Raw genomic sequence first — 22,790 nt, forward strand, 5'->3', positions numbered from 1 at the left:
GGTCACCGGGCCACCTGCGCGCCGGGCAGCGGACGCAGCGCCGCGAGCGACCGGGCCGGCCGCAGCAGCGCACCGGCGACCTCCCGGCGGTGCGCGGTGGCCATGTCCGCCGCGGCCGCGGTGTAGGCGGCCACCAGGGAGTCGACCGTGCGTTCCCAGGAGAACCCGCCGGCGTGCCGGCGCGCGCCGGCCGAGAGCAGCTCGCGCCGGGCCAGGACGGCGCGGATGGCGGTGGCGTAGTCGGCCGGGTCGCGGCCCTCGACGAGCACGCCCGAGACGCCGTCCCGCACGGCGGTGCGCAGCCCGCCCACCGACGCCGCGACGACCGGCGTCCCGCACGCCTGCGCCTCCAGGGCCACGAGGCCGAAGGACTCGTTGTGGCTGGGGACGACGGCGACGTCCGCGGCCCGGTAGTGCTCGGCCAGCCGCTCGGCGTGCTGGGGCGGCAGGAAGCGGACGAGGTCGGCGATGCCCAGGGTCGCGGCGAGCTGCTCGAGCTGCCGCGGCGCCTCCAGCCCCGATCCGCTGGGGGCGCCGATGACGTGCACCTGCAGCCGGTCGCGCAGGCCCGGGTCGTCGGCGAGCATCCGCGCGGCGGCCTCGAGCAGCAGGTCGGGCGCCTTCAGCGGCTGGATGCGGCCGACGAAGAGCAGGACGACGGCGTCCTCGTCGACGCCCAGCGCACGCCGGGCGGCCCGCCGGTCGCCGGGAGTGAACCGGTCGAGGTCGACCCCGGGCGGGACGACGAGGATGCGGCGGGGGTCGGCGGCGTAGTGGTCGACCAGCTCGCGGGCCTCGTCGGCGGTGTTGGCGATCAGCCGGTCGGCCTCGGTCACCACCTGCTCCTCGCCGATCACCCGGGCCCGCGGCTCGGGCCGGTCACCGGCGGCGAGCGCGGCGTTCTTCACCTTCGCCAGCGTGTGCGCGGTGTGGATGAGCGGCACGCTCCACCGGTCCCGGGCCAGCCAGCCGACCTGGCCCGACAGCCAGTAGTGGGAGTGCACGACGTCGAAGTGGCCGGGCTCGTGCTGGGCCTCCTCGCGCAGCACGGCGGCGGTGAAGGCGCACAGCTGCGCGGGCAGCTCCTCCTTGCCCAGGCCCTCGAACGGCCCCGCGCTGACGTGCCGCACCGTCACGCCGGGGCTCATCTCCACCACCGGGGGCAGGTCGCTGGAGGTGGCCCGGGTGAAGACGTCGACCTCGATGCCGCGGGCGGCCAGCCGGCGGGAGGTCTCGACGACGTAGACGTTCATGCCACCGGCGTCGCCCGCGCCGGGCTGGTCCAGCGGGCTGGTGTGCACCGACAGCGTGGCCACCCGGCGGGGTGCGGCCGACCGGGGACGGCGGCGAGCAGCCACGTGCGTCCTCCCGCCCTGACATCCTGCGCCGGCACCGGAGGGGCACCCGCTCGACTCCGCATCCTGCAACAGGGCCAGGATCGTTCTCATGCCCGGCCCCAGCCCCCATCTTCCGTCCGGTCCCCGCACCCTGCCCGGCGAGGGCCGCACCGCCGTGGTCACCGGCGCCTCGAGCGGCATCGGCGCGGCCACCGCCACCCGGCTGGCCGCCGAGGGCTTCGACGTCGTCCTCGGTGCCCGCCGCCTGGACCGCCTGACGACCCTCGCCGACTCGATCGGCGCGCGGGCCCTGCCACTGGACGTCACGGACGAGGCCTCCGTGGCCGCCTTCACCGGCGCCCTGGACCGGGTGGACGTGCTGGTCAACAACGCCGGCGGCGCCTTCGACGCCCGCCCGGTGGCCGAGGCCGACCTGGACTCGTGGGCACGGACCTACGAGGTGAACGTGCTCGGCACCGTCCGGCTGACGGCGGCGCTGCTGCCGGCCCTGCGCGCATCCGGCGCCGGCGACGTGCTGTTCGTCGGGTCGACCGCGGGGCTGGTCAGCTACGAGGGCGGCGCCTCGTACACGGCGGCCAAGCACGGGGTCCACACGCTCGCCGAGACCCTGCGGCTGGAGCTGGTGGGTGAGCCGGTGCGGGTGATCGAGATCGCACCGGGGATGGTGCGCACCGACGAGTTCTCGCTCAACCGGCTGGGCTCGGCCGAGGCCGCGGACGCCGTCTACCGGGGGGTGCGCGAGCCGCTGGTGGCCGAGGACGTCGCGGACTGCATCGCCTGGGCGCTCACCCGCCCGCACCACGTCAACGTCGACCTGCTCGTCGTCCGCCCGCGCGCGCAGGCCGCCCAGCACAAGGTGCACCGCGAGTAGGCCGCCCGGGGGTGTCCGGACGGGCGGCCAGCCTGCCGCCGTGCCGGAGCAGGTGCCCCCTTCCTGATGTCCACGGGCGACGCCGAGCGGGCGATGGAGCTCTGCACGTCGCTGTTCGACGACGCGCGCATCATCGCCCTCACCCGCTGGGGAGCCGGGGGCAGGGCGCGGAGGGGACGGTGGAGCAGGCCACCTCCTCGATCGCCGGTCAGGTCTTCCGCTGCTCCGACAGCCCCCAGTTCATGCCGTCACCGTCACGCCGTCGTTCTCGATCTTCGTCGACGTCGCATCGGCCGAGGAGCTCGACCGGCTGTTTCGCGGGCCTCTCCGACGGTGGTGTCCTGATGCCGCTGGGCGACCACGGCTTCAGCCGCCGCTTCGGCTGGGTGGACGACCGCTTCGGCGTCTCCTGGCAGAACCTCCCCGGCGCGAGGAGGTGCCGTGATCAGGGACGGACGGCGGTCGGTTCGCGGTCGAGGGTGACGCCGAAGCGATCCCGCACGGTGGCCACGACCGCGTCGGCGAAGGCGAGCAGCTCGGCGGCGGTGGCGCCGTCCTCGGTGGTCAGCGCGAGGCTGTGCCGGGAGGAGGTGCCGACCCGGCCCCGCCGGGTGCCCCGGCCGAACCCGGCCGACTGGACCAGCCAGGCGGCGCTGAGCTTGACCCGCCCCTCGCCGGCCGGCCAGCTGGGGCAGCCCTCGACGGTCTGCTCCGCCGGCACGACGGGGTTGGTGAAGAAGGACCCGGCGCTGCGGCTGTCGGGATCGGCCGGGTCCCAGACCATGCCCTTGCCCCGCCGCAGCTGCAGCACCGCGGCGCGGACGTCGGCCAGTGGCACCGTCGCGCCGAGCTCCACGCCCAGGGTGCGGGCCAGCTCCGCGTACCGGACCGGCCGGGAGCGGTCCCCGGGCGTCAGCTCGAACGTGACGTCCAGGACGACGAACCGGCCGGGTTCGCGCTTGAGCCGGCTGTCCCGGTAGGCGAAGCCGCACTCGGCCGGGGTGAGCGTCCGCTCGGACTTCTCCGCGCGGTCGTACACCGAGACCGCGGTGATGACCTGCGCGACCTCCTGGCCGTAGGCCCCGACGTTCTGCACCGGTGTCGCGCCCGTCGAGCCGGGGATGCCCGACATCGCCTCCATGCCGGCCAACCGCTGCTCGACGGTGACCGCCACCAGGTCGTCCCAGGACTCGCCCGCCTGCACCCGCAGCTGCCCGCCGTCGCGCTCGATCCCCCGGGACCGGACGGCGACGACGTCCCCGGGCCAGCCGTCGTCCGGTGCGATCAGGTTCGACCCCCCGCCGAGGACCAGCAGCGGCCGGCCGGCCTCGTCGGCCTCCCGGACGGCGTCAACCAGTTCCCGGGCGTCGGTGACCTCGACCAGCCGATCGACGGGACCACCCACCGCCAGCGTCGTCAGCTCCGCGAGGCGGGCGTTCCGTCGGACCTGCACCCCTCCACGCTAACCGCGGCTAGGCTCCCGGCCGTGGAAGGACCCCGTCCTGCCCGCCCGTCGCCGGCTCAGGGTGGTGCCCTGGACGGGGCCGCGGCAGGTGACCACAAGCGCCGGGCCACCTTCGCCCCCAGGAAGCCGCCCCGACTGGCCGCCGGGCGGGCGCGGGCGCTGGGCCTGCCCACCCGCGGCACGACGAACGCCAACCGGCTGCGCCGGATCGACCGCTGGCTGCTGGCCACCCAGGTCCCCCGGCTGCGCGACGCCGTCCGGCCGCTCGTCGTGGACCTGGGGTACGGCTCCTCCGCGGTGACCACGCTGGAGCTCGCCGACCGCCTGGGACCGGAGGTGCACGGGCTGGAGGTCGTCGGCCTGGAGATCGACCCCGAGCGGGTGGCCGCCGTCGCCGCCGACCGGGACCCGCCTCGGGTGGACTTCCGGCTCGGCGGCTTCGAGCTGGCCGGGCTGCGCCCCGTCCTGGTGCGGGCGTTCAACGTGCTGCGCCAGTACGACGAGCAGTCCGCGACCCGGGCCTGGGAGACCATGTGCGCCGGGCTGGGCCCGGGCGGGCTGCTGGTCGAGGGCACCTGTGACGAGTGGGGACGGCGGGCGACCTGGGTGGCCCTGGACGCCGACGGTCCGCTGACCCTGACGCTGTCGGCGCGGGTGGCCGACCTCGACAAGCCCTCCGACCTGGCCGAGCGGCTGCCCAAGGCCCTCATCCACCACAACCTGCCCGGCCGGCCGGTGCACGAGTTCCTGCGGGCCCTCGACGCGGCCTGGGCGACCGCGGCCGGGCTGTCCACCTTCGGCCCGCGGCAACGGTGGACCGCCGCCGTGCAGGCCCTGGCCGACGCGGGCTGGCCGCTGGTCGGGTCCACCCGGCGCTGGCGGCAGGGCGAGCTCACCGTCCGCTGGTCGGCGGTCGCGCCGGACTGAGCTCGGGCGGCCGCCACGCGCCCGTCTCCCCCGGTGGCCGCCCGCCCTGGCGGAGGGGCGGCCGGCCTGACCACGCCGTCGGGCACGATGGGCGGCATGACACCGCCGGCCGGGAACGCTCTGCGGCAGCGGTGCCTCGAGGCCGTCGCCGAGGAGGGCCGGCGGGTCCGGGTGCTGGTCGAGGACGTCGAGGCCGGGCGGACGGACGCGCACTGGGGCACGCCGGTGCCGTGGGTGCCCGCCTGGACCGTCCGCGACCTCGTCGGCCACCTGGGCGCCGTGCACCGGTGGGCCACCGCCATCGTGCGGGCCGGGTCCACCCGACAGCCCGCGGCACCCCCCCGCCCTCCGGAGGACGGGCTGGCCGACTGGTACGCCGCCGGTCTCGCCGACCTGGTGACCGCCCTGCGCGACACCCCCGCCGATGCCGCGGCCTGGCACATGAGCCCGACCGCGGAGAAGACGGCCGCATCCTGGGTCCGGCGCCAGGCGCACGAACTGACCGTGCACCGGATGGACCTCGAGGTCGCTGCCGGCGTCCCCGTCTCCGGCGTCGACCCCGCCCTGGCCGAGGACGGCGTCGACGAGGTGCTCCGGGTCGTCGTCCCCCGCTGGGCGCACACCGAGCCGCTGCGGACCGCCACCGCGACCGTCGCCGTGCGCAGCGTGGACAGCGGCCGCGCGTGGCTGGTCCGCGTGACCGACGGTGGGGTCGAGGTCCGGAACGCCGACGCACCCGCCGATGCCCGGCTCGAGGGGCCGGCCGACGCCCTCCTCCGCCGGCTCTGGGGCCGCCCGGCGGAGGTCGTCCTCACCGGCGACCCGGCCGCCGAGTCCCTCCTGCGCGGCCGGTGAACCGGCGCGCTGCCCCCGGCGTGGTCCCTCCGGGCCCCACGCCCGTGGCCGGCGGTACCGCCGAGCTGCTCGGGGACGCCGACCGGGACGGCTCGTGGGTGCTGCTGGTGGACGGGACGCCGCAGTCGCACGTCGACCTCGACGACCCGGCGCACCTGGAGTTCGAGTACGTGCGCCGGATCGGGCACGTCCTCGACCTGGCCGCCGGGGAGGGCGCGCCGCTCGACGTCGTCCACCTGGGCGGCGGGGCGCTCACCCTCCCCCGCTACGTCGCGGTCACCCGGCCGGGATCGCGGCAACGGGTGGTGGAGATCGACGAGCCGCTGACCGACCTGGTGCGCGCGCACCTGCCGCTCCCCCGCGGCGCCCGGGTGCGGGTCCGGGCCGCCGACGCCCGCGCCGGCCTGGAGGCGCTGGCGGCGGGGAGCGCCGACGTGGTGGTGAGCGACGTCTTCGCCGGGGCACGCACCCCGGCGCACCTGACCAGCGTGGAGTACGCCCAGCAGGCACGGCGGGTGCTGCGCCCCGGCGGGACCTACGCGGCCAACGTCGCCGACGGCCCGCCGCTGCGCTTCGCCCGCGCCCAGGTCGCCACGCTGCGGGCGGTGTTCGCGCACGTGTGCCTGCTCGCCGAGCCCGGGACCCTGCGCGGCCGCCGGTTCGGCAACCTGGTCGCGGTGGCCTCGGACGCCGAGCTGCCGCTCCCCGGCCTGGTGCGCCGCTGCGCCGGGGACCCGATGCCCAGCCGGGTGGTGGCCGGCGCCGACCTGGAGCGTTTCGCCGGGACCGCCCAGCCGGTGCACGACGTCGAGGCGGTGGCCTCACCGGAGCCCCCGGACGGCGTCTTCAGCCGGTGACGGGCGTCCGGCCGCCCGTAGGGTCGAGGCCATGACCACACCTGCGCGCATGCCGTTGCGCCGCGACACCCAGCACAAGATGATCGCCGGCGTCTGCTCGGGCATCGCCCGGCGCTACGGGCTGTCCACCGGCGGCCTGCGCCTGGCCTTCGTGCTCTCCTGCATCCTGCCCGGGCCGCAGTTCATCGCCTACCTGCTGCTGTGGGTGCTCGTCCCGGCCGACGACCGCCGGTGAGCGGTCCGCCCGGGACGGGTCACCAGCCGGTGCCGCCCCGGCGCAGCCCGCGCACCGCGGGCCGGACGTCGACCAGGTAGACGACGGCCGCGATGATCGCCGGCAGCCCGAGGAAGCTCATCGGGCCCTGCAGGAAGACGACCACCACGGCGAGTCCGGTGATGGCGGCCCAGGCCGGCTTGGTGAGCTTCCCCGCCGCGACGTAGCCGCTCGCCGGCCGGATGAGGGCGTCCACGAGGGCGTAGGCGGTCAGCGCCAGGGCGCCGTAGTAGAGCCCCACGTAGACGACCCCGTCGAAGGACAGCATGTCCGCAGGGTACCCGCCGGCGAGCACACGGACGGGTGACGCGCAAGCGCGGACAGCACAGGGCCCCGGAGCGCAGGTGCAGCTCCGGGGCCCTGAGATCGTGGCCCGTTCCCGGGCGGCCCCTCCAGAGAGGAGGGTGGCCCCCTCCGGGAGGAGGGGGTCCTTCGTCAGTCGGTGCTCTTGGCGGGCACGACCGTCGGGTCGGTGCGCTTGGCCGTCTTGGCGCGGGTCACGCGGGCCGAGGCCTTGGCGGGAGCGCCGGTGCGGGCGGCCGAGCTCTTCTTGGCGGGCTTGGCCGGCGCCGCGGCGTCGGCCTCGGCGATGGTGGCCTTGGCCGAGTCGGCAGCCTCGTGCGTGGCCTCCTCGGCGGACTCGATGACCTTCTCGGCCTTCGCCGCGGTCTTCTGCGCGATGGAGGTCACCTCGTTCGAGGCCTCCGCGACGGTCTCGGCGGTCTCCTCGAGGACGTCCTCGAGACGGTCCTCGACGGCGTCCACGGCGCGCTCCGCGCGGCTGACGACCTTGCGGAAGCCCGGCTGGCGACGCAGCTCCTCGACGACCTGACCGCCGCGGACGGCGAGGGTCTCGATGGTGGCCACGGCCTGGGTGCGCGCGGTGCTGACCAGCCCGGTGACGGCGTCCTTGACCGCCTCGGGGCGGACGGCGGAGGCGAGCTGCTCGGCCGAGGTGCGAGCGGTCTGCACGGCACCGCGGGCGCGGCCGGCGGCCTCCTCGGCGCGGGTGCGGGCCTCCTTGGTGGCCAGGTCGATCTGGACCTGCGCCTCGCCGGGGAGGGCCTCGGCGCGCGAGCGCAGGGTGCCGACGACGGCGCGGGCGCGCTCGACAGCCAGGTCACCGGCGCCGACGGCGGCCAGCAGGACGGTCTTGTTCTGGACGGCGACGGTCTCGCCGTACTTCTTGAGGGTCTCGGTGGCGGTCATGCCGACTCCTTCGTCGAGGTGCTGGGGGTGGGGGTCTCGGGTGCGGTCGGTGCAGGTGGCCGGCTCGCGGCGTGCTCACGGACGTAGGTCTCGTAGAGCTCGATCAGGACGGCCTTGTGCCGCTCCGACAGCGAGTCGTCGCCGCGGATGGCCGCCACCGTGTCGGGGTTGCCGGCCCGGCGGTCGAGGATGCCGGCCTGCTCGTAGAGCGTCTCGGCCGAGATCTTCAGGCCGCGGGCGATGGCGGCCAGGATCTCCGCCGAGGGCTTGCGCAGCCCGCGCTCCACCTGGGAGAGGTAGGGGTTGCTGACCCCGGCGCTGCGGGCGAGCTCCCGCAGGGACACCCGCGCGGCACTGCGCTGCTCCCGGATGAAGTCACCGACCTGCGAGCTCACCGCCGAGACGTTCGACCGCTCACCGGCGACCGTCTCCGCAACGCTGCCCGCGAGCTGGTCCACCTTCTCGCGGACGGTGGTCACCTGCTCACGGACGAACTCGCCTGGTTTCTGCACGTCGACGACGCTATCCGCGAGTGCTAGCTGCTGCAAGCGTTGAAGCTAGCACTCGGCGGTGAACCTCCTCACACCGGTCCGGTCGGCTCAACCCCGCAGGCCGGCGGCCGAGCGGACCTCACCCACCACGCCGTCCCCGCCGGAGACCGGCAGGACCGACCAGGCCCGCAGCTGCTCCTCGGGGACGCCGAGCCGGACCAGCCCGGCACACAGCGCCGGCGTCCGGCCGCGGTCGCCGCCGTCGTCGAGCTTCAGGGCCACCGCCCCCCGACCGGGCAGCGCGGCCACGTGCACGCCGTCGGCGCCGCCCTTGACCAGCAACCCGTCGACGGCCCCCATGAGGTCGGTGTCCTCGCGGCCGGTGCCGGCGACGAACCACGGGTGCGCCCGCATGGCGTCGGCGACGGCCCGCCCGGCCGTCCCCGCCGCCGCCTCGACCAGCGACGACACCCCGCGGGCCAGCCCGGTCAGCGGCAGCGCGTGCTGCGGCGCACCGCAGCCGTCGACCACCACCGCGGTCACCGGCGTGCCGGCGGCCTCGCCCAGCCGCGCCTCGATCGCCTGCTGCAGCGCGTGGTCGGGCGCCAGGTAGCCCTCCGTCGGCCAGCCGGCCGCCACGCAGGCGGCCAGCATCGCCGCGTGCTTGCCCGAGCAGTTCATGGCCAGCCGCTCCGGCGCCCGGCCGGTCGCCAGCCACTGCGCGCGGGTCCGCTCGTCCGAGGGCAGGGCCGGGGGGCACCCGAGGTCGTCGGGGCCGAGCCCGGCTCCGGTCAGGATCGCGGCGGCGAGCTCCCGGTGGGCGTCCTCCCCCGAGTGCGATCCGGCGCCGATCGCCAGCTGCTCGGCCGAGCCGGGCACCCAGCCGGCGGCCAGCAGTGCGGTGGCCTGCACCGGCTTGTTCGACGAGCGGGGCAGCACCGGCCGGTCGACGTCCCCCGCCGCGGAGACGACGCTGCCGTCGGGCCCGACGACGACGAGCGCTCCGCGGTGCACCGACTCGAGGAACCCGGAGCGCTCCACCTCCACCAGCACCGGGTTCTCCGGCCACGGTGACGAACTGGACCCGCGCCGAGCTGGCGAGGCGTGGGGGGAAGAGTGGTCCGTCACCGGCCCTCGTCGGCCAGCAGCGCGGCGACGTCGGCCTCCCCGTGCTGGTACCGCCGGCCCAGCTCCGAGGCCAGGCCGTCCATCACCTGCTGCACCCCCCGCCGGCGCTCGGACAGCGAGCTCTCGGCGGCGGCCAGGGCGCGCGCGGCCCGCTCCAGGTCGGCGTCGGCCAGCTCGGCGAGCGCGGAGAGGTCGACACCGCGGGTCAGCGCGTTCACCCAGGACTCGTACTCCTCCGGCGCGGCCGGCTGCACCGTCTGGTGCCGGCCGAGGCCGTGGGCGGGACCGCGGCCCTTCTCCGCGAGGATCTCCGGGAGCAGGTCGACCAGGGACCGGCCGTCGTCCTCGGCCCGCCGCTGCAGCTCCCGGCGGACGATGTCCAGCCGGCCCTGGAGCAGCCGGCGGGTGTAGGACAGGTTGACCTCCTCCTGCTCGGCCTGGCGGCGCAGCAGACGGACGTCGGCCATCGGCCGCTGCACGGCGGCGTCGAGGAAGCCGGGGTCGAGCAGCGTGTCGACGGCGGCACCGCCGGCGGGGGTCGGTTCGCGGGTCACGGGAGGGCCTCCACGGTCGAGCGGGTGGGACGGGGGATGCCGAGGAGCGCTCGGGCGTCGTCGGTACTCATCGGCGGGCGTTGGGCGATCCGGGCCAGTCCGGCGGCCCGGGCCACCAGCTGGGCGTTGTCGCGGACCGGCTCGCCGGGGGCGTAGGTCAGGGTGTCCTCCATGCCGACGCGGAGGTGACCGCCGGCCGAGAGAGCCGCCAGCATCACCGGCAGCGACGTCCGGCCGACGCCGGTCGCGGCGAACGTCGCGCCCGGCGGCAGGTGCGGCAGGCAGGCGGCGAGCGCCTGAGTCGTCCCGGGCATCCCGCCGGGGACGCCCATGACCAGGTCGACGTGCACGTGCCCGCCGTGCGGGGGACCGTGCCGGTCGAGCAGCCGGGACAGGGTGGCGAGGTGCCCGAGGTCGAACACCTCGTACTCGGGGACGATCCCGCGCTGCTGCATCTGGGTGTGCAGCTCGACGATCAGGTCCCACGGGTTGGCGAAGACGTCGCGGCCGAAGTTCACCGTGCCCAGCGTCAGCGAGGCGGCGTCGGGTGCGGCGTCCAGCACGGCCAGCCGCGCGTCGAACGGGTCGGTCACCGCCCCGCCGGTGGAGAGCTGGACGACCAGGTCGGTGGTCTCGCGGACGGCGGCGACCACCTCCCGCACGTGGCCGAGGTCGAGGGTGGGCCGGGTGTCGGCGTCCCGCACGTGCAGGTGGACGACGGCCGCACCCACCGCCTGGCAGTCGCGGGCGGTGGCGACGACCTCCGCCACGGTCACCGGCAGGGCCGGCACGTCGGCCTTCGCCGACTCGGCGCCCGTGGGCGCGACCGTGATGAGGGTCCCGGACGTCACCGTTGGATGGTCGCAGACCGGACGGCGCGCACCCGCTCCCGCGCCGCAGCCCTCGTGTCGTCGACCTGCGCGGGCGCGTCGTCGGGGTCGATGGCGGCACGGGCACCGCCCACGGACAGCTCTGCGTCGGTCGCCACGGACTGCTTGACCAGCGCGAGGGCGACGACCCCGAGGTCGTGGTGCCGCACGACCGTGCCGACCCGGCCGACCTCGCGGGCGCCGGCGAGCACGGGCGTCCCCGGCTCGGGCAGTTCCTCGCTGACGCCGTCCAGGTGCAGCAGCACCAGCCGGCGCGGCGGGCGGCCGAGGTTGTGCACCCGGGCGACCGTCTCCTGGCCGCGGTAGCAGCCCTTGTCCAGGTGGACGGCGCTGGTCAGCCAGCCGGTCTCGTTGGGGATGGTGCGGTGGTCGGTGTCGACGCCCAACCGCGGCCGGCGGGCCTCCACCCGCAGCGCCTCGAACGCGTCCAGCCCGGCCGCCCGCGCACCGGCGGCGAGCAGCGCCGCCGCCCGGTCGGCCAGCTCGGCCCGGGGCACGAGGAGGTCGACGACGGCCGCGCCGTCCCCGATCGGCGGCATGCGGCGGACGAAGCCGCCGCCGTCGAGCGGCAGCACCGCGGACGGCGCCGGGGGGACCGGCAGCCCGGCGGCGGCCAGGACGTCGTCCGAGCGCGGCCCGACGAGGGAGAGCACCGCCCAGTCGGCCGTGACCAGCTCGGGCTCGACCCGGAGCAGGAACCGCATGCGGTCGAGGAAGGTGTGCAGCGCCGCGCCGGTTCCCGGCTCGACGTCGATCCAGGTGCTGCCGGCGAGGTCGGCCAGCACGAGGTGGTGCTCGACGTGCCCCTGGGGGGAGAGGACCAGCGCCTCGGCGCCGGTGCCCTCGGTCAGCCGGTCGAGGTGCTGGCTGGTGAGGCTGTGCAGCCACGACAGGCGGTCGGCGCCGGACACCACCAGGACGTCGCGGCCGCTGCGGTCGACCAGCCCGGCGCCCTCGGCGAGGGCACGCTGCTCCCGCAGGGGGTCGCCGTGGTGCGCGGGGACGGCGCCGTCCGGCCCGGCGACGGCCCCGGGCAGGGCGAGCAGGGGTGATACGGGGCGTGCGGTGGTCATGGCTTCTCATCTCCGGCGCGGTCGCGGCAGGTCCGGCACGTCCCGGACAGCGCGACGTGGCCCACGTCCAGCTGGAAACCCAGATCGGTGGCCAGACGTTCCGCGGCGGTGTCGAGCAGCGCCGGGTCGGCCGAGGCGATCTCGCCGCAGCCCTGGCAGACGACGTGCAGGTGCGGGTGCTCGGCGGCGTGGTAGACCGGCGCGCCCTTGCCGAGGTGGGTGTGCCACACGAGGCCGAGCCGTTCGAGCAGCTCGAGGTTGCGGTAGACGGTCGAGGCGTCGGGCGCCGCGCCACCCGGGCCGGCCTCCTCGCGCAGCCGCGCCCCGATCGCCTCCGGGGTGGCGTGGTCGAGGGCGGCCACGGCGGCCAGCACCCGCTGGCGCTGGGTGGTCAGCCGCAGGCCGCGGGCGCGCAGGCGCTCGGCCAGCGGCGCCGCGGACCCGGTCTGGTGCGAGTCGGCCACGCGGTCGAGCCTATGCCCGGGCACGTGCCCGCAGGTCGGCGAGCAGGTCGGCGTAGGCGTTCACCGGCACGCCGTCGACCGAGTCCCCCGGGAGCCCGGTGACCCCGTCGATGCCCCCGGCGCCGGTGGCGGCCGCCAGCACCGCGGCGTCGACGGCGGGGTCCAGCAGCGCGCGCAGCGCCGCCCCGCGGTCGGGCACGAGAACGGCCAGCGCGGCGACGAGCGCGTAGCAACCCCAGTTGGACGTGCCGGCCGCCACCAGCGCCCCCACGGGCACCCGGCAGGCGATCCGCTCACCGTGCTGCACGGCCGCGGCGACCACCGCGGCCGGCACGTTGCCCATGCCGATCTCGTTGCCGCCGTCGCCGACCGCGCCGGTGACCAGTCCGGGGAGGGTGAACGCCGCGTGCAGCGGAGCCGTGGTGCGGGTGACGTCCACCGCCCGCATCGTCATCACCCGCCCCTCGGCGTTGGGGCCGAGCCGCTCCACGGCGACCAGGTGCGACAGCCCCAGGTCCGCCACCCGGCCGGCCACCGCCGCGTCGTCGGCCCCGACCGGGACGACGGTCAGCCGGCCGGCGCCCAGCACGCCGAGGCACGCCGCCGTGACGTCGGCGCACGGGTCGTCGGTGACGACGACCGGCTCGGCTCCGAGCACCGCCAGTGCCGCGGCGAGGACGGCGACGCCGACCGGGCCGTCGGTCTCCGCCGCCGGTGCCGGCGCCCAGGCGATGTGCACGCCGGTGACCAGGCCGACGCGGCTGCCGGCGGACCCGGCCGCGGCCAGCCCACCGGCCAGCTCGGCCAGCTGTCCCGCCACCGCGGCACCCAGGCCGGCGACGTCCCGGGCGCCGGGGCGCAGCACGGCCCGTTCGATCGCGGTGAGCCGGGAGCTCACCCGACGGGGCGGCGCGCGCCGGCCAGCGTCCGCCGCAGGGACGCCAGGTACTGCTCCGGCACCGCGTGCGCGCCGCGCGGCTCGAGGAAGCCGGCCACGGTCTCGCCGGTGACCGCGGCATAGGAGGCCGCCTCCTCGCCCAGCGCCCGGACGACCGGGAACGCGCCCCAGGCCGCGCTGTGCGCCAGGTGCGCCATGGCGGCGGCGCTCTCGGCCCGCTCGCCGACGCAGTCGAAGGGCTTCTCGGTGGCCCAGAGGACGCGGAACCCGTCGACGAGGGACAGGTCCTCCAGCGGGTTGCCGCCGAACATGGCGACCGCCTCGGCCGGCTGCAGGAAGACCGCGAAGCACAGGAACGTGAACAGGCACTTGTCGCAGTGCAGGCACCAGCGCTGCGTCGCCTCACCGCCCAGGTGCCGCTGGGTGTAGGAGCGGTTGCAGCTGAGGATCTGCCCGCGCAGGTCGGGCAGCTCCGCGACGGCGGACACGGTCGCCAGCTCGGACAGCTGCCGGGTCAGGCTGAAGTAGCCCACGCCCAGCTCCCCGGCGGCGGTCGCGAACAGCTGTTCGAACTCGTAGGACTTCGAGTACTGGTGGTTCACCGAGGCGCCGCCCACGGTCAGCGTCTCCTCGTCGGCCGACCGCTCGTTGGCGAAGACCACGGGGTCGAACCCGCCGAGGACGGCGACCAGCGTGGCGATCGCCGAGTTGATCGCGGTCACCGGCACGTGCCCGTTGCGCCCGCCGGCCGCCGTCCGCTCGGCCAGCAGCGGGTCCAGCCGCCGGCGGACGCCGACCAGCGGCACCCCGGCCGCCGACGTGACGTCCCGCTGGGCGCCGGTGGGGTTGATCGCCAGCGCGGTGGCGGGCGTGACGACGACCAGGGCCAGCGCGGAGTCCTTGCCGCCGCCCACCGGCAGCAGGGCACCGGAGCCGCCGGGGACGGCGGTCCCGGACGCGGCGTCGCGCAGCTCGACGTCCCACTCCACCGCGTGCGGCACCGGCAGCCGGTTGACCGCGGCGAACTCCCCCAGCCCGTGCGTGTACGCGGCTTCGGCCACCGCGTGCTGCGCCTTCGTGATCGGGCGCCGCACGGTCACCCGGCCCGGCGCGCGCAGCTTGTAGTAGCTGGTGCCCATGACCAGGTGCACGAGGTCCAGCGCCGCGTCCAGCCGCTCGGAGTCGACGTCCCCGCCGAGCAGTGCCGGGTCCAGGGTCAGCCGCTCGGTGAACTCGTCGTCGCCCAGCCGGTAGCCGAAGGCGGCCTCCCCGGTGGCAGGGTCCAGCGAGCGGTCGGCGACGACGAACTCCGCCTCAGACACGCTGCGCTCCGGCGTCCGCGAGGATCTGCTCATAGGTCCGTGCCAACTCCTCGTAGTTCCGGTAGCGGTTGTAGCTGGGGGCGCCGGGGGACAGGAGCACCACGCCACCGGCCGGCGTCGTGGCCAGCGCCTCGGCCACCGCGTCGGCCAGGGACCCGGCCTCGGTGACCGGCGCCGGTCCGTCGCCGGCCGCCGCGCGGATGTCGGCGGCCAGGCGGACACCGGTGTCGGGCACGGTCACCACCCGCACCGCGCCGCCGCGGGCCACGACGGCGCGGGCCAGGTCGGCGTAGTCCAGGCCGCGGTCCTGCCCGCCGGCGATCAGCGTCACCGGCTGGGCGGCGAAGGCGTCCAGGGCGGCCAGCACGGAGACCGGCGTGGTGCTCAGGGTGTCGTCGACGAAGGTCACCCCCGCCCGGGTGGCGACCGGCGACAGCCGGTGCGGCAGGGCGCGGAACCCGGCGACGGCGGCTGCCACGGCGTCCTCCTCCGCGGCGAGGTCCACCCCCATCGAGACGGCGGCGGCGAGGGCGACGTGCACGTTGGCCACGTTGTGCACCCCCGGGAGGTGGGCGGGCCGGAACCGCGGGAGCACCACCTCGGGGACGACGTCGGCCGGGTCGACGAGCACAGCCGGGTCGAGGTACCGCTCGGCGACGGCGCGGGCCTGCGCGCCGACGACCACCGAGGCCGGCCCGCAACCGGCGAAGACGTGCAGCTTGTCGCGGTAGTACGCCGCCTCGCTGCCGTGCCAGTCCAGGTGCTCCGGTGCCAGCGTGGTGACCGCGCCGTGTCCGGCCCAGCCCTCCACCCCGGCCGCCTGGTAGCTGGACACCTCCACCACCAGCGTCGTGCCGTCGGGCACGTCGGAGGCGGCGGAGAACCGGTCGAGCAGGACGTCGAGCAGTGGCGTGCCGATGTTCCCCGCGTGCACGGCCGGCCGCCCGGCGGCACTCAGCACCACCGCGGCCAGCGCGCTGGTCGTGCTCTTGCCCTTGGTCCCGGTGACGCAGAGGGTCGGCACCGACCGTGCGGCGAACTCCGCGAGCGCGAGTCCGGTGCCGGAGGTGACGCAGGTCCGGGCGGCGAGGTCGCGCGCGTCGTCGCGGTACGGGCTGATCCCCGGGGACCGGACGACGACGTCGCAGCCGGCCAGTGCGGTCACGTCGGTGCCCGCCTGCGCGCCCGGCGGGAGGTCGTCGGCGCCCGGGGGGACCGTGTCGACGACGACGATGCCCTGCGCCCCGGCGGCGACGGCGGCCCGGACGGCGGCGCGCCCCTCGCGGCCGTGGCCCCAGACGCCGACCCGGCGCCCGGCCAGGTCGGCGACCCTCACCGGCCGCTCCTCGCCGTCGCCGAGCGCGGTGTTGCCGAGCGCAGTGCCACGGCGTCCACTGTACGGACGGCGGCCCCCGGGAACGGCGGGCACCGGCGGTCGCCGGTAGGGTCACCGCCAGGTGCGCCGGGAAGTCTGGTCGGCAACGTCCGAGCCGACCCCTCATCCCCTGGAGCCGCCCCGTGACCAGCCCCGCCCGCCTCTTCGGACGCGGCTCCTGGACCGAGGCCAGCAGGATCGCCGCGGTGCTCCGCCAGGAGACCGTGGGCGGGGCGCTGCTGCTGGCCGGGGCCGCGATCGCGCTGGTCTGGGCCAACTCGTCCTGGGGCGGCGCCTACGAGTCACTCCGCGACACCCGCGTCGGTCCGGCGTCGCTGCACCTGGACCTCACGCTCGGCACCTGGGCCGCCGACGGGCTGCTCGCGATCTTCTTCTTCGTCGCCGGTCTGGAGCTCAAGCGCGAGTTCGTCGCCGGCGACCTCCGCGAGCCGCGTCGCGCGGTCCTCCCGATCGCGGCGGCCGTCGGTGGGATGGCGGTGCCTGCCCTGCTCTTCGTCCTGTTCAACCTGGGTGGCCGGGAGGGCGCGCTGCGGGGGTGGGCGATCCCCTCGGCCACCGACATCGCCTTCGCCCTCGCCGTCCTGGCGGTGATCAGCACCCACCTGCCGACCGCCCTGCGGACCTTCCTGCTGACCCTCGCCGTGGTCGACGACCTGCTGGCGATCGTCGTCATCGCGATCTTCTACACCGAGCAGCTGTCGATCGGCTTCCTCGCCCTCTCCCTGCTGCCCATGGCGGCGTTCGGCCTCCTGGTGCAGAGGCGGGTCCGCTCGTGGTGGCTGCTGCTGCCGCTCGCGGTGCTGACCTGGGTGTTCATGCACGAGTCGGGAGTCCACGCCACCGTGGCCGGCGTCCTGCTGGCGTTCACCGTCCCCGTCGTGCGCAGCGACGCCGCCGGTGGTCCGGACGCCGGGCCCGGGCTGGCCGAGCACTTCGAACACCGCATCCGCCCGCTGTCGGCCGGTGTGGCCGTACCGGTCTTCGCGTTCTTCTCCGCCGGTGTGGCCGTGGGTGGGCTGTCGGGTCTGGGCGCCTCGCTGGGCGACAGCATCGCGATCGGCATCATGGTCGGCCTCGTGCTGGGCAAGGCCATCGGCATCACCGGTGCCACCTGGCTGGTCGCCCGGTTCACCCGCGCGCAGCTGGACGAGGACCTGGGGTGGCCGGACGTCGTGGGCCTCGCCCTCCTCGGCGGGATGGGGTTCACCGTCTCGCTGCTGATCACCGAGCTCGCCTACGGCGCCGAGAGCGAGAGCTACGACCACGCGAAGGTCGGGATCCTCGCGGGCACCGTGGCGGCGGCCCTGCTCGCAGCCGTCGTCCTCCGGCTGCGCAACCGCCGGTACCGCCGGATCGCCGAGGAGGAGTCCGTCGACGCCGACGCCGACGGCATCCCCGACGTCTACCAACGGCCTTCCGCCGAGAGCTGAGAATCGGCGTTGCCGACCCCCGATCCCGGACGTACCGTCGGGGTACACGAGAGAGGAGGTGGTCCGTAACTTGCTGAGCTACAGGACTCGTGAGGTGGCTGTCCGCTAGCCGCCGTCCAGATGGGCCGCCCGTTTCGGACGCCGTGACTGAAGGCGTCTGAGCGACGGCAGATCGCCCGTCCGTCGAACGGCGGCGAGCGAGAACCGGACAGTCACCCGACCCCCGGGCCGCCGACCATTGTCCAGTCGGCCCGCGTGCAGCTCCCCCGCTCCCGGCGGGGTACAGCGCCGCGGAACAGCCCGGGGGTTGTCCGTTCTCCGGGGAGGCCAGGTGCAGTTCGCCGGCCGGTCCCCCGAGACCGACGTCTCCCCCGGCGCCTGGGTCGCCGCCGCGGTCCGTCCCTTCGGTGAGCACGTCGTCGGCGGCCTCGTGCCCCCGGTCTTTCCCGCCTACGCCCGCGTGTTCCACCCCGCGGCGCGCTACGTCGGCCTCGAGGACGTCGACGTGACGTGGGCCGAGGTGGCCGCCGCCAACCGGACCGTCGCCCACCCCGCCATGGAGTGGGGCTCGATCACCGGCGCGATGGAGTTCTTCGACGAGGCCGACCAGTCACCGCTGTGGGACGGCGCTCCCGCCATGGGCCACCTCCCCGAGAGCGTCGCCCGCCGGCTGGCCGAGGTGCTGGCCCGGCACACGACGACCCCGGAGGACTGCTGGTTCGGCGTCTGGTCGGGGTTCGCCGCCCTGGTCGCCGACGCCCCCACCCTCGCCCTGCCCGGCCGGGAGCACTGGCTGGTCCGCGGCCCGCTCGGGCTGGCCGCGGCCAACCTCGCGCAGGAGCCCGCCGAGCAGGGCGCCTCCCTGTGGTGGCCGGCCGACCGAGCCTGGTTCGTCGCGACCGACATCGACCTGGTCAGCACCTACGTCGGCGGTACCCGGGCCTGCGTGGACGACGTCCTCGCCGCCGCCGGCCTGGAGACCTCCGAGGTCTCCCCCACCCAACGGGTCACCTGGGACGCCGACAGGGTCAACCCACCACCCTTCGACGCCCCCGACTGACGAAGGAACCCCCCGCCCCCCACCGCTCGCTGGCTCTCGGTGGGCCCCTGCGAGGGGCCGGGGGGCTACAGCAGGGCGAGCTCCGCGGCGAGGTCGTCGAGGCCGAGGGAGCCCTGCGACAGCGCCGCCATGTGCCAGGCCTTGAGGTCGAAGGCGTCGCCGCGCGCCGCCTGCGCCGCCGCCCGGCCCTCCAGCCAGGCGCGCTCCCCGAGCTTGTAGCTGATCGCCTGGCCCGGCATGCCCAGGTACCGGACCAGCTCGCTGTCCAGGAAGGCGACGTCCGCTCCGGAGTTCTCGCCGAGGAAGGCCCGCGCGAGCTCCGGCGTCCACGGCTGCCCGCGGTGCCCGGCCAGCGCGCCCTCGGCGTCGTCGGGGATGGGCAGTCCGAGGTGCATGCCGATGTCGATGACCACCCGGACGGCGCGCAGCTGCTGGGCGTCGAGGTAGCCCAGCCGCGCGGCGGGGTCGGTCAGGTAGCCCAGCTCGTCCATCAGCCGCTCGGCGTACAGCGCCCAGCCCTCGACGTTGGCCCCCACCGACCCCAGCGACGTCTGGTAGGTCGACAGCTGCCCCGAGACGTAGGCCCACTGGGCCAGTTGGAGGTGGTGGCCGGGAACGCCCTCGTGGTACCAGATCGAGACCAGGTCCCAGAGCGGGAAGCGCTCACGGCCGAGGGTCGGCAGCCAGGTGCGACCCGGGCGGGAGAAGTCCTGGGCGGGGCGGGTGTAGTACGGCGCGGCCGCGCTGCCGGGCGGGGCGATCATCGCCTCCACCTCGCGGACCGGCTCGGCGAGGTCGAAGTGCGTGCCGTCGAGGGCCTCGATCGCCTCGTCCATCATCGCCTGCAGCCGCTCGCGGATCGCCTCCACGCCCTCGACCGCCGGGCCGTGCACGTCCAGCCAGCGCATGGCCTCCATCGGCGTACCGCCGGGCACCACCTTCTCCGCCTCGGTGCGCTGCTCGGCCCGGATCCGGCGGTACTCGCCCCACCCCCAGGCGTAGGCGTCCTCGAGGCCGCTCCCGGCGCCGAGGTCCGAGCCGGTCCAGCGACGGGCGGCGATCGCGTAGCGCTCCCGGCCCACGGCGTCCGGCGTCCCCTCCGCCCGGGGTGCGTACTCGTCGCGCAGGTGGTCGCGGATCGCGGCCACCGCACCGTCGGCCGCGGCCGCCGCGCGGTCCAGTTCGGCGCGCAGCGACTCCGGACCGGCCGCGACGAACGTGGTGAAGTACGGCCCGGCCAGCCACTCGTCCAGCTGTCCGACGACGGTGTGCACCTGCCGGGGCGCCACGAACAACCCGCGGCGGGCGCCCTCCTCCAGCGCGGCCTGGAAGCCGGCGTAGGCCTCCGGGACCCGGGCCAGCCGCCGGGCCACGACGGCCCAGTCCTCCTCGGACTGCGTCGGCATGATGAGGAAGACCTGGCGCACCGAGTGGATCGGGCTGAAGAGGTTGGACAGCGCCCGGTAGCCCTCGCCGGCCTCGTGCGCGGCCAGCTCGGCGCCGAGCCGCTCGCGGAGCAGCCGCGCGCAGCTGCGCTCGACGGGGTCGTCGAGCAGGGACGGGTCGGCCTCGAGCACCCGGTCCAGCTCGGCGAGCGTCGCGCGGTTCAGCTCGGCCTCGGCCTCCAGGCCCGCCGGACCGAAGTCGGGCAGCCGGTCGTCCCCGGGGCGGGTACCGAGCGAGGCGGCGGTGATGGGGTCCAGGTCGCAGACGGCGTCGACGTAGGCGTCCGCCACCTGTCGCGGGGTGGTGGTCATCGGATCCGTTCGAGTCGGGCGGACATCCAGGGACGCGGCGCCTCGTCCGGCCCGGCCCGGTCGATGGCGTACATGAGGGCGCCCTCGACGATCCCGTAGAGGCGGACGGCGCGGGTGACGTCCGGGGCGTCGGGGGTGCGGGCCAGGACGTCGGTGGTCAGCTCCCAGCTGGTCGTCGTCCGGGCGCGGCCCACGTAGATCTCGACCAGACCCTCGGGGCCGGCCACGAGCAGCTCGACGTCGTCCTGCCCGCGCGGCCGCCAGAAGCCGGACTCGCGGACGCCGGGACCGACGATCGCGCCGTCGTCGGTGAGCCGCCACGACCGCGACTCGTAGGCCAGGAACCCCCGGCCGTCGTGGCTGAAGCGGATCCACTGCCTGAAGCGGTGGTCGCCGGCCTCACCCGCGGCCTGCCCCTCGCCGTGCCACTCACCGAGCAGCGGCAGGATGGCCAGCAGCTCCTCGGAGACCTCCGGGCCACTCCGGACGTCGGCGGTGTCGGGCACCGGCAACTCCGTGGCGTCACTCATCTGCGCACCCCCCTCGGCCGGCGGAGGAGCCGGGCGGCGCCGTACCCGCTGCCGAGGGCAGCGAGCGACGCCAGGGCGACGAGGACCCAGGCAGAGACCATGACCTCCACCGTAGGACCGCGCGCTCAGGCGGTCGCGGGCACCGCCCGGACCGTCGCTGCCACGGCCTCGTCCCACGGCGTGGCGGCCAGCCCGAACACCTCGGTCGTGGCGGTGGCGTCGACGACGAACGCCTCGTCCCACTGGTGCCGGATGTCGGCCACCTCGCGCAGCACGGGAGCGACCACGCCGAGTCCGCGCAGCACCGGCCACGGGATCCCGCTCACCGGGACCGGGCGCACCCCCATCGCCGCGGCCAGGTCGCCCAGCGCCTGCCGCTGCGAGCGCGGCGGTGCGCTCGGGACGTGCCACGCCCGGCCCAGTGCCCGCTCGTCGGTGCCCAGGGTCGCGAGCGTCGCCGCGACGTCCGGCAGGTACGCCCAGCTGCGCGGGACGTCGGGGTTCCCGATGACCCAGGCGCGCCGTCCGCGGCGCAGCGCCGGCAGCTGCCGGACCAGGTGCGAGTGGTCGGCCGGCACCTGCGGGCCGAGGAAGTCACCGGCGCGGGCCTCGGTCACGCGCACCCGCCCGGCCTCGGCTGCGGCGAGGGCGTCCCGCCACATGCGGATCCGCACCCTGCCCTTGACGTCGGTGGCGGTCAGCGGGCTGTCGGGGCTCATCGGGCCCGTCGGCCGGCCGTAGCCGTAGAGGTTGCCCATGGTCACCAGCACCGATCCGGTGCGCTCCGCGGCCGTCAGCAGCGCCGCCGCGACCGGCGGCCAGTCGGTGGCCCAGCGGTGGTAGGCGGGGTTGACGGCGTTGTAGACGGCGTCGGCGCCCCGCGCCGCGGTGGCCAACGCGTCGGCGTCCGCCGCGTCGACGCGCCGGTGCTCGGCGACGTCGGTGGAGACCCCGCCGCTGCGGGACAGCACCCGCACCTCGTGCCCCCGCGCGGCGAGCACCTCCGCCGTCGTCGTCCCGACCGGCCCCTTGCCCACGATCACGTGCAGTCCCATGGCGTCTCCTCGACCTCCGGCGAGAGCGGTGCTCTCGCTCGCGGTCGACGCTCGCACGCTCACGTTCAACAGTCAAGAGCAGTGCTCTCTCTTGCGATCGCTGATCACGGCAGCGATCATGGTCGACGTGCCGACCACAGCCCGTGAGCGCGTCCGGGCCGAGCTGACCGCCGAGATCACCGACGCCGCGCGCCGGCAGCTGGCCGAGGTGGGAGCCGCGGCGCTGTCCCTGCGCGCCGTCGCCCGAGAGCTCGGCATGGCCTCCTCGGCGCTGTACCGGTACTTCCCCAGCCGCGACGACCTGCTGACCCGGCTGATCATCGACGGCTACGACGCCCTCGGCGCCGCCGCCGAGGCGGCCGACGACGCGTCCGCCCCGCCCCGCCAGCGCTGGCTCGCCGTCTGTCGCGCCGTCCGGTCGTGGGCGAGCCGCCATCCACACGAGTACGCCCTGCTCTACGGCTCACCGGTGCCCGGCTACGCCGCACCGCGGGACACCGTGCCGGCGGCAGCGCGCGTCGGCGTCCTGCTCGGTCGGATCCTGGGCGACGCCGCCCGCCACGGCGCGCTGCCCGAGGCGGCCGGCGGCTCCCGGGACCCGTCGCTGATCAGCGACGACACCGTCGCCGTCCTGGGCGGCGAGCACCCGGCGCTGGACGACGACGTGCGCCTGCGGGCACTGCTGGCGTGGAGCGCGATCTACGGGACGGTGAGCTTCGAGCTCTTCGGTCACTTCGTCGGGTCGGTCCTCGACGGCGACCGGTACTTCGACCGGGCCATGTCCGAACTGGCCGCCCTGATCGGCATCTGAGCGCCGAGCCGGTCCAGCAGGTGGGATCGCCGGCCCACGTCGGCCGCTCGTGCACTACAGCCCGTCCCCTTCCCTGAGCAGGCGGAGGACGGCACGCCGAGCGAGGGCGGTGAGT

The 22,790-nt window shown here is 76.0% G+C and carries 24 protein-coding genes and 1 pseudogene; 9 read left to right on the forward strand and 16 right to left on the reverse strand.

Features of this window, described 5'->3' with window-relative positions; translation table 11 throughout:
* Positions 1–2: 2 nt before the first annotated feature.
* Positions 3–1,358: a D-inositol-3-phosphate glycosyltransferase gene (gene mshA / locus GCU56_RS10285; protein ID WP_163481614.1), complete on the reverse strand. Its 1,356-nt coding sequence runs from the start codon at positions 1,356–1,358 to the stop codon at positions 3–5.
* An 88-nt stretch (positions 1,359–1,446) separates the two neighbouring features.
* Here mshA and GCU56_RS10290 point away from each other — a divergent pair, with 88 nt between their 5' ends.
* Both GCU56_RS10290 and GCU56_RS25495 read left to right on the forward strand, forming a co-directional pair.
* Positions 1,447–2,229 carry an SDR family oxidoreductase gene (locus tag GCU56_RS10290; protein ID WP_163481615.1) on the forward strand — a complete coding sequence of 261 codons (783 nt, stop codon included), beginning with the start codon at positions 1,447–1,449 and terminating at the stop codon, positions 2,227–2,229.
* A 179-nt stretch (positions 2,230–2,408) separates the two neighbouring features.
* Positions 2,409–2,585: pseudogene (locus GCU56_RS25495) on the forward strand (VOC family protein); the annotation flags it as partial.
* A gap of 89 nt (positions 2,586–2,674) precedes the next feature.
* On the opposite strand, the gene GCU56_RS10300 reads toward GCU56_RS25495, so the two are convergent.
* Positions 2,675–3,682, reverse strand: a complete 1,008-nt coding sequence (locus tag GCU56_RS10300) for a UDP-N-acetylmuramate dehydrogenase (protein ID WP_163481616.1) — start codon at positions 3,680–3,682, stop codon at positions 2,675–2,677.
* Positions 3,683–3,715: 33 nt separating this feature from the next.
* Here GCU56_RS10300 and GCU56_RS10305 point away from each other — a divergent pair, with 33 nt between their 5' ends.
* The 4 genes from GCU56_RS10305 to GCU56_RS10320 all read left to right on the forward strand — a co-directional run bounded on the left by GCU56_RS10305 (position 3,716) and on the right by GCU56_RS10320 (position 6,568).
* Positions 3,716–4,621, forward strand: a complete 906-nt coding sequence (locus GCU56_RS10305) for a class I SAM-dependent methyltransferase (protein WP_345771758.1) — start codon at positions 3,716–3,718, stop codon at positions 4,619–4,621.
* 96 nt (positions 4,622–4,717) lie between these two features.
* Positions 4,718–5,476, forward strand: a complete 759-nt coding sequence (locus tag GCU56_RS10310) for a maleylpyruvate isomerase family mycothiol-dependent enzyme (RefSeq protein WP_163481617.1) — start codon at positions 4,718–4,720, stop codon at positions 5,474–5,476.
* Positions 5,477–5,520: 44 nt separating this feature from the next.
* Positions 5,521–6,333 (forward strand): spermidine synthase, encoded by an 813-nt coding sequence (locus GCU56_RS10315; protein WP_345771759.1) that lies wholly within the window; start codon positions 5,521–5,523, stop codon positions 6,331–6,333.
* Positions 6,334–6,364: 31 nt separating this feature from the next.
* Positions 6,365–6,568, forward strand: coding sequence for a PspC domain-containing protein (locus GCU56_RS10320; RefSeq protein ID WP_163481619.1), 204 nt, complete (start codon positions 6,365–6,367; stop codon positions 6,566–6,568).
* A 19-nt stretch (positions 6,569–6,587) separates the two neighbouring features.
* Here the strand turns inward: GCU56_RS10320 and GCU56_RS10325 are convergent, their stop codons facing one another.
* The 11 genes from GCU56_RS10325 to murD form a co-directional block, all read right to left on the reverse strand.
* Positions 6,588–6,875 (reverse strand): DUF2516 family protein, encoded by a 288-nt coding sequence (locus GCU56_RS10325; protein ID WP_163481620.1) that lies wholly within the window; start codon positions 6,873–6,875, stop codon positions 6,588–6,590.
* A 167-nt stretch (positions 6,876–7,042) separates the two neighbouring features.
* Positions 7,043–7,816, reverse strand: a complete 774-nt coding sequence (locus GCU56_RS10330) for a hypothetical protein (protein WP_163481621.1) — start codon at positions 7,814–7,816, stop codon at positions 7,043–7,045.
* Complete coding sequence (locus tag GCU56_RS10335) at positions 7,813–8,328, reverse strand: helix-turn-helix domain-containing protein (RefSeq protein ID WP_163481622.1); 516 nt, start codon at positions 8,326–8,328, stop codon at positions 7,813–7,815. Before GCU56_RS10335 ends, GCU56_RS10330 begins: the two co-directional genes overlap by 4 nt.
* An 87-nt stretch (positions 8,329–8,415) precedes the next feature.
* A complete protein-coding gene (locus GCU56_RS10340; RefSeq protein ID WP_163481623.1) occupies positions 8,416–9,360 on the reverse strand; it encodes an asparaginase in 945 nt (314 codons plus the stop codon).
* Between the two features lie 71 nt (positions 9,361–9,431).
* A complete protein-coding gene (locus GCU56_RS10345) occupies positions 9,432–9,989 on the reverse strand; it encodes an RsiG family protein (RefSeq protein WP_163481624.1) in 558 nt (185 codons plus the stop codon).
* A complete protein-coding gene (locus GCU56_RS10350) occupies positions 9,986–10,840 on the reverse strand; it encodes a 3-keto-5-aminohexanoate cleavage protein (RefSeq protein WP_163481625.1) in 855 nt (284 codons plus the stop codon). Before GCU56_RS10350 ends, GCU56_RS10345 begins: the two co-directional genes overlap by 4 nt.
* The gene (gene ygfZ / locus GCU56_RS10355; RefSeq protein WP_163481626.1) at positions 10,837–11,952 is read right to left on the reverse strand and encodes a CAF17-like 4Fe-4S cluster assembly/insertion protein YgfZ; all 1,116 of its coding nucleotides are present in this window, start codon (positions 11,950–11,952) and stop codon (positions 10,837–10,839) included. Before ygfZ ends, GCU56_RS10350 begins: the two co-directional genes overlap by 4 nt.
* Complete coding sequence (locus tag GCU56_RS10360; RefSeq protein ID WP_163481627.1) at positions 11,949–12,416, reverse strand: transcriptional repressor; 468 nt, start codon at positions 12,414–12,416, stop codon at positions 11,949–11,951. Before GCU56_RS10360 ends, ygfZ begins: the two co-directional genes overlap by 4 nt.
* Before the next feature lie 10 nt (positions 12,417–12,426).
* Positions 12,427–13,314: a glutamate cyclase domain-containing protein gene (locus GCU56_RS10365; RefSeq protein WP_163481628.1), complete on the reverse strand. Its 888-nt coding sequence runs from the start codon at positions 13,312–13,314 to the stop codon at positions 12,427–12,429.
* Entirely contained in the window at positions 13,311–14,636 is a 1,326-nt protein-coding gene (locus GCU56_RS10370; RefSeq protein WP_163481629.1) for a hypothetical protein, read from the reverse strand. The genes GCU56_RS10365 and GCU56_RS10370 overlap by 4 nt, the downstream gene beginning before the upstream one ends.
* Positions 14,629–15,972, reverse strand: coding sequence for a UDP-N-acetylmuramoyl-L-alanine--D-glutamate ligase (gene murD / locus GCU56_RS10375; protein WP_163481630.1), 1,344 nt, complete (start codon positions 15,970–15,972; stop codon positions 14,629–14,631). Before murD ends, GCU56_RS10370 begins: the two co-directional genes overlap by 8 nt.
* 182 nt (positions 15,973–16,154) lie before the next feature.
* On the opposite strand from murD, the gene nhaA reads away from it, so the two are divergent.
* Entirely contained in the window at positions 16,155–17,462 is a 1,308-nt protein-coding gene (gene nhaA / locus GCU56_RS10380; RefSeq protein WP_163481631.1) for a Na+/H+ antiporter NhaA, read from the forward strand.
* Positions 17,463–17,793: 331 nt separating this feature from the next.
* The gene (locus GCU56_RS10385; RefSeq protein ID WP_163481632.1) at positions 17,794–18,522 is read left to right on the forward strand and encodes a hypothetical protein; all 729 of its coding nucleotides are present in this window, start codon (positions 17,794–17,796) and stop codon (positions 18,520–18,522) included.
* 65 nt (positions 18,523–18,587) lie between these two features.
* Here GCU56_RS10385 and GCU56_RS10390 read toward each other — a convergent pair whose 3' ends face one another.
* From GCU56_RS10390 to GCU56_RS10400, 3 genes are all read right to left on the reverse strand, one after another.
* The gene (locus tag GCU56_RS10390; protein WP_163481633.1) at positions 18,588–20,279 is read right to left on the reverse strand and encodes a DUF885 domain-containing protein; all 1,692 of its coding nucleotides are present in this window, start codon (positions 20,277–20,279) and stop codon (positions 18,588–18,590) included.
* Positions 20,276–20,809, reverse strand: a complete 534-nt coding sequence (locus tag GCU56_RS10395; RefSeq protein ID WP_163481634.1) for an FABP family protein — start codon at positions 20,807–20,809, stop codon at positions 20,276–20,278. Before GCU56_RS10395 ends, GCU56_RS10390 begins: the two co-directional genes overlap by 4 nt.
* Before the next feature lie 125 nt (positions 20,810–20,934).
* On the reverse strand, positions 20,935–21,864 hold the full coding sequence (locus tag GCU56_RS10400; protein ID WP_163481635.1) for an NAD-dependent epimerase/dehydratase family protein: 930 nt from the start codon (positions 21,862–21,864) through the stop codon (positions 20,935–20,937).
* Positions 21,865–21,982: 118 nt separating this feature from the next.
* Between GCU56_RS10400 and GCU56_RS10405 the strand changes: the two genes are divergently transcribed.
* On the forward strand, positions 21,983–22,675 hold the full coding sequence (locus GCU56_RS10405) for a TetR/AcrR family transcriptional regulator (protein WP_204331770.1): 693 nt from the start codon (positions 21,983–21,985) through the stop codon (positions 22,673–22,675).
* Positions 22,676–22,790 lie beyond the last annotated feature (115 nt).

Origin of the sequence: Geodermatophilus sabuli, from assembly GCF_010686765.1 — a bacterium.
Lineage (GTDB): Bacteria > Actinomycetota > Actinomycetes > Mycobacteriales > Geodermatophilaceae > Geodermatophilus > Geodermatophilus sabuli_A.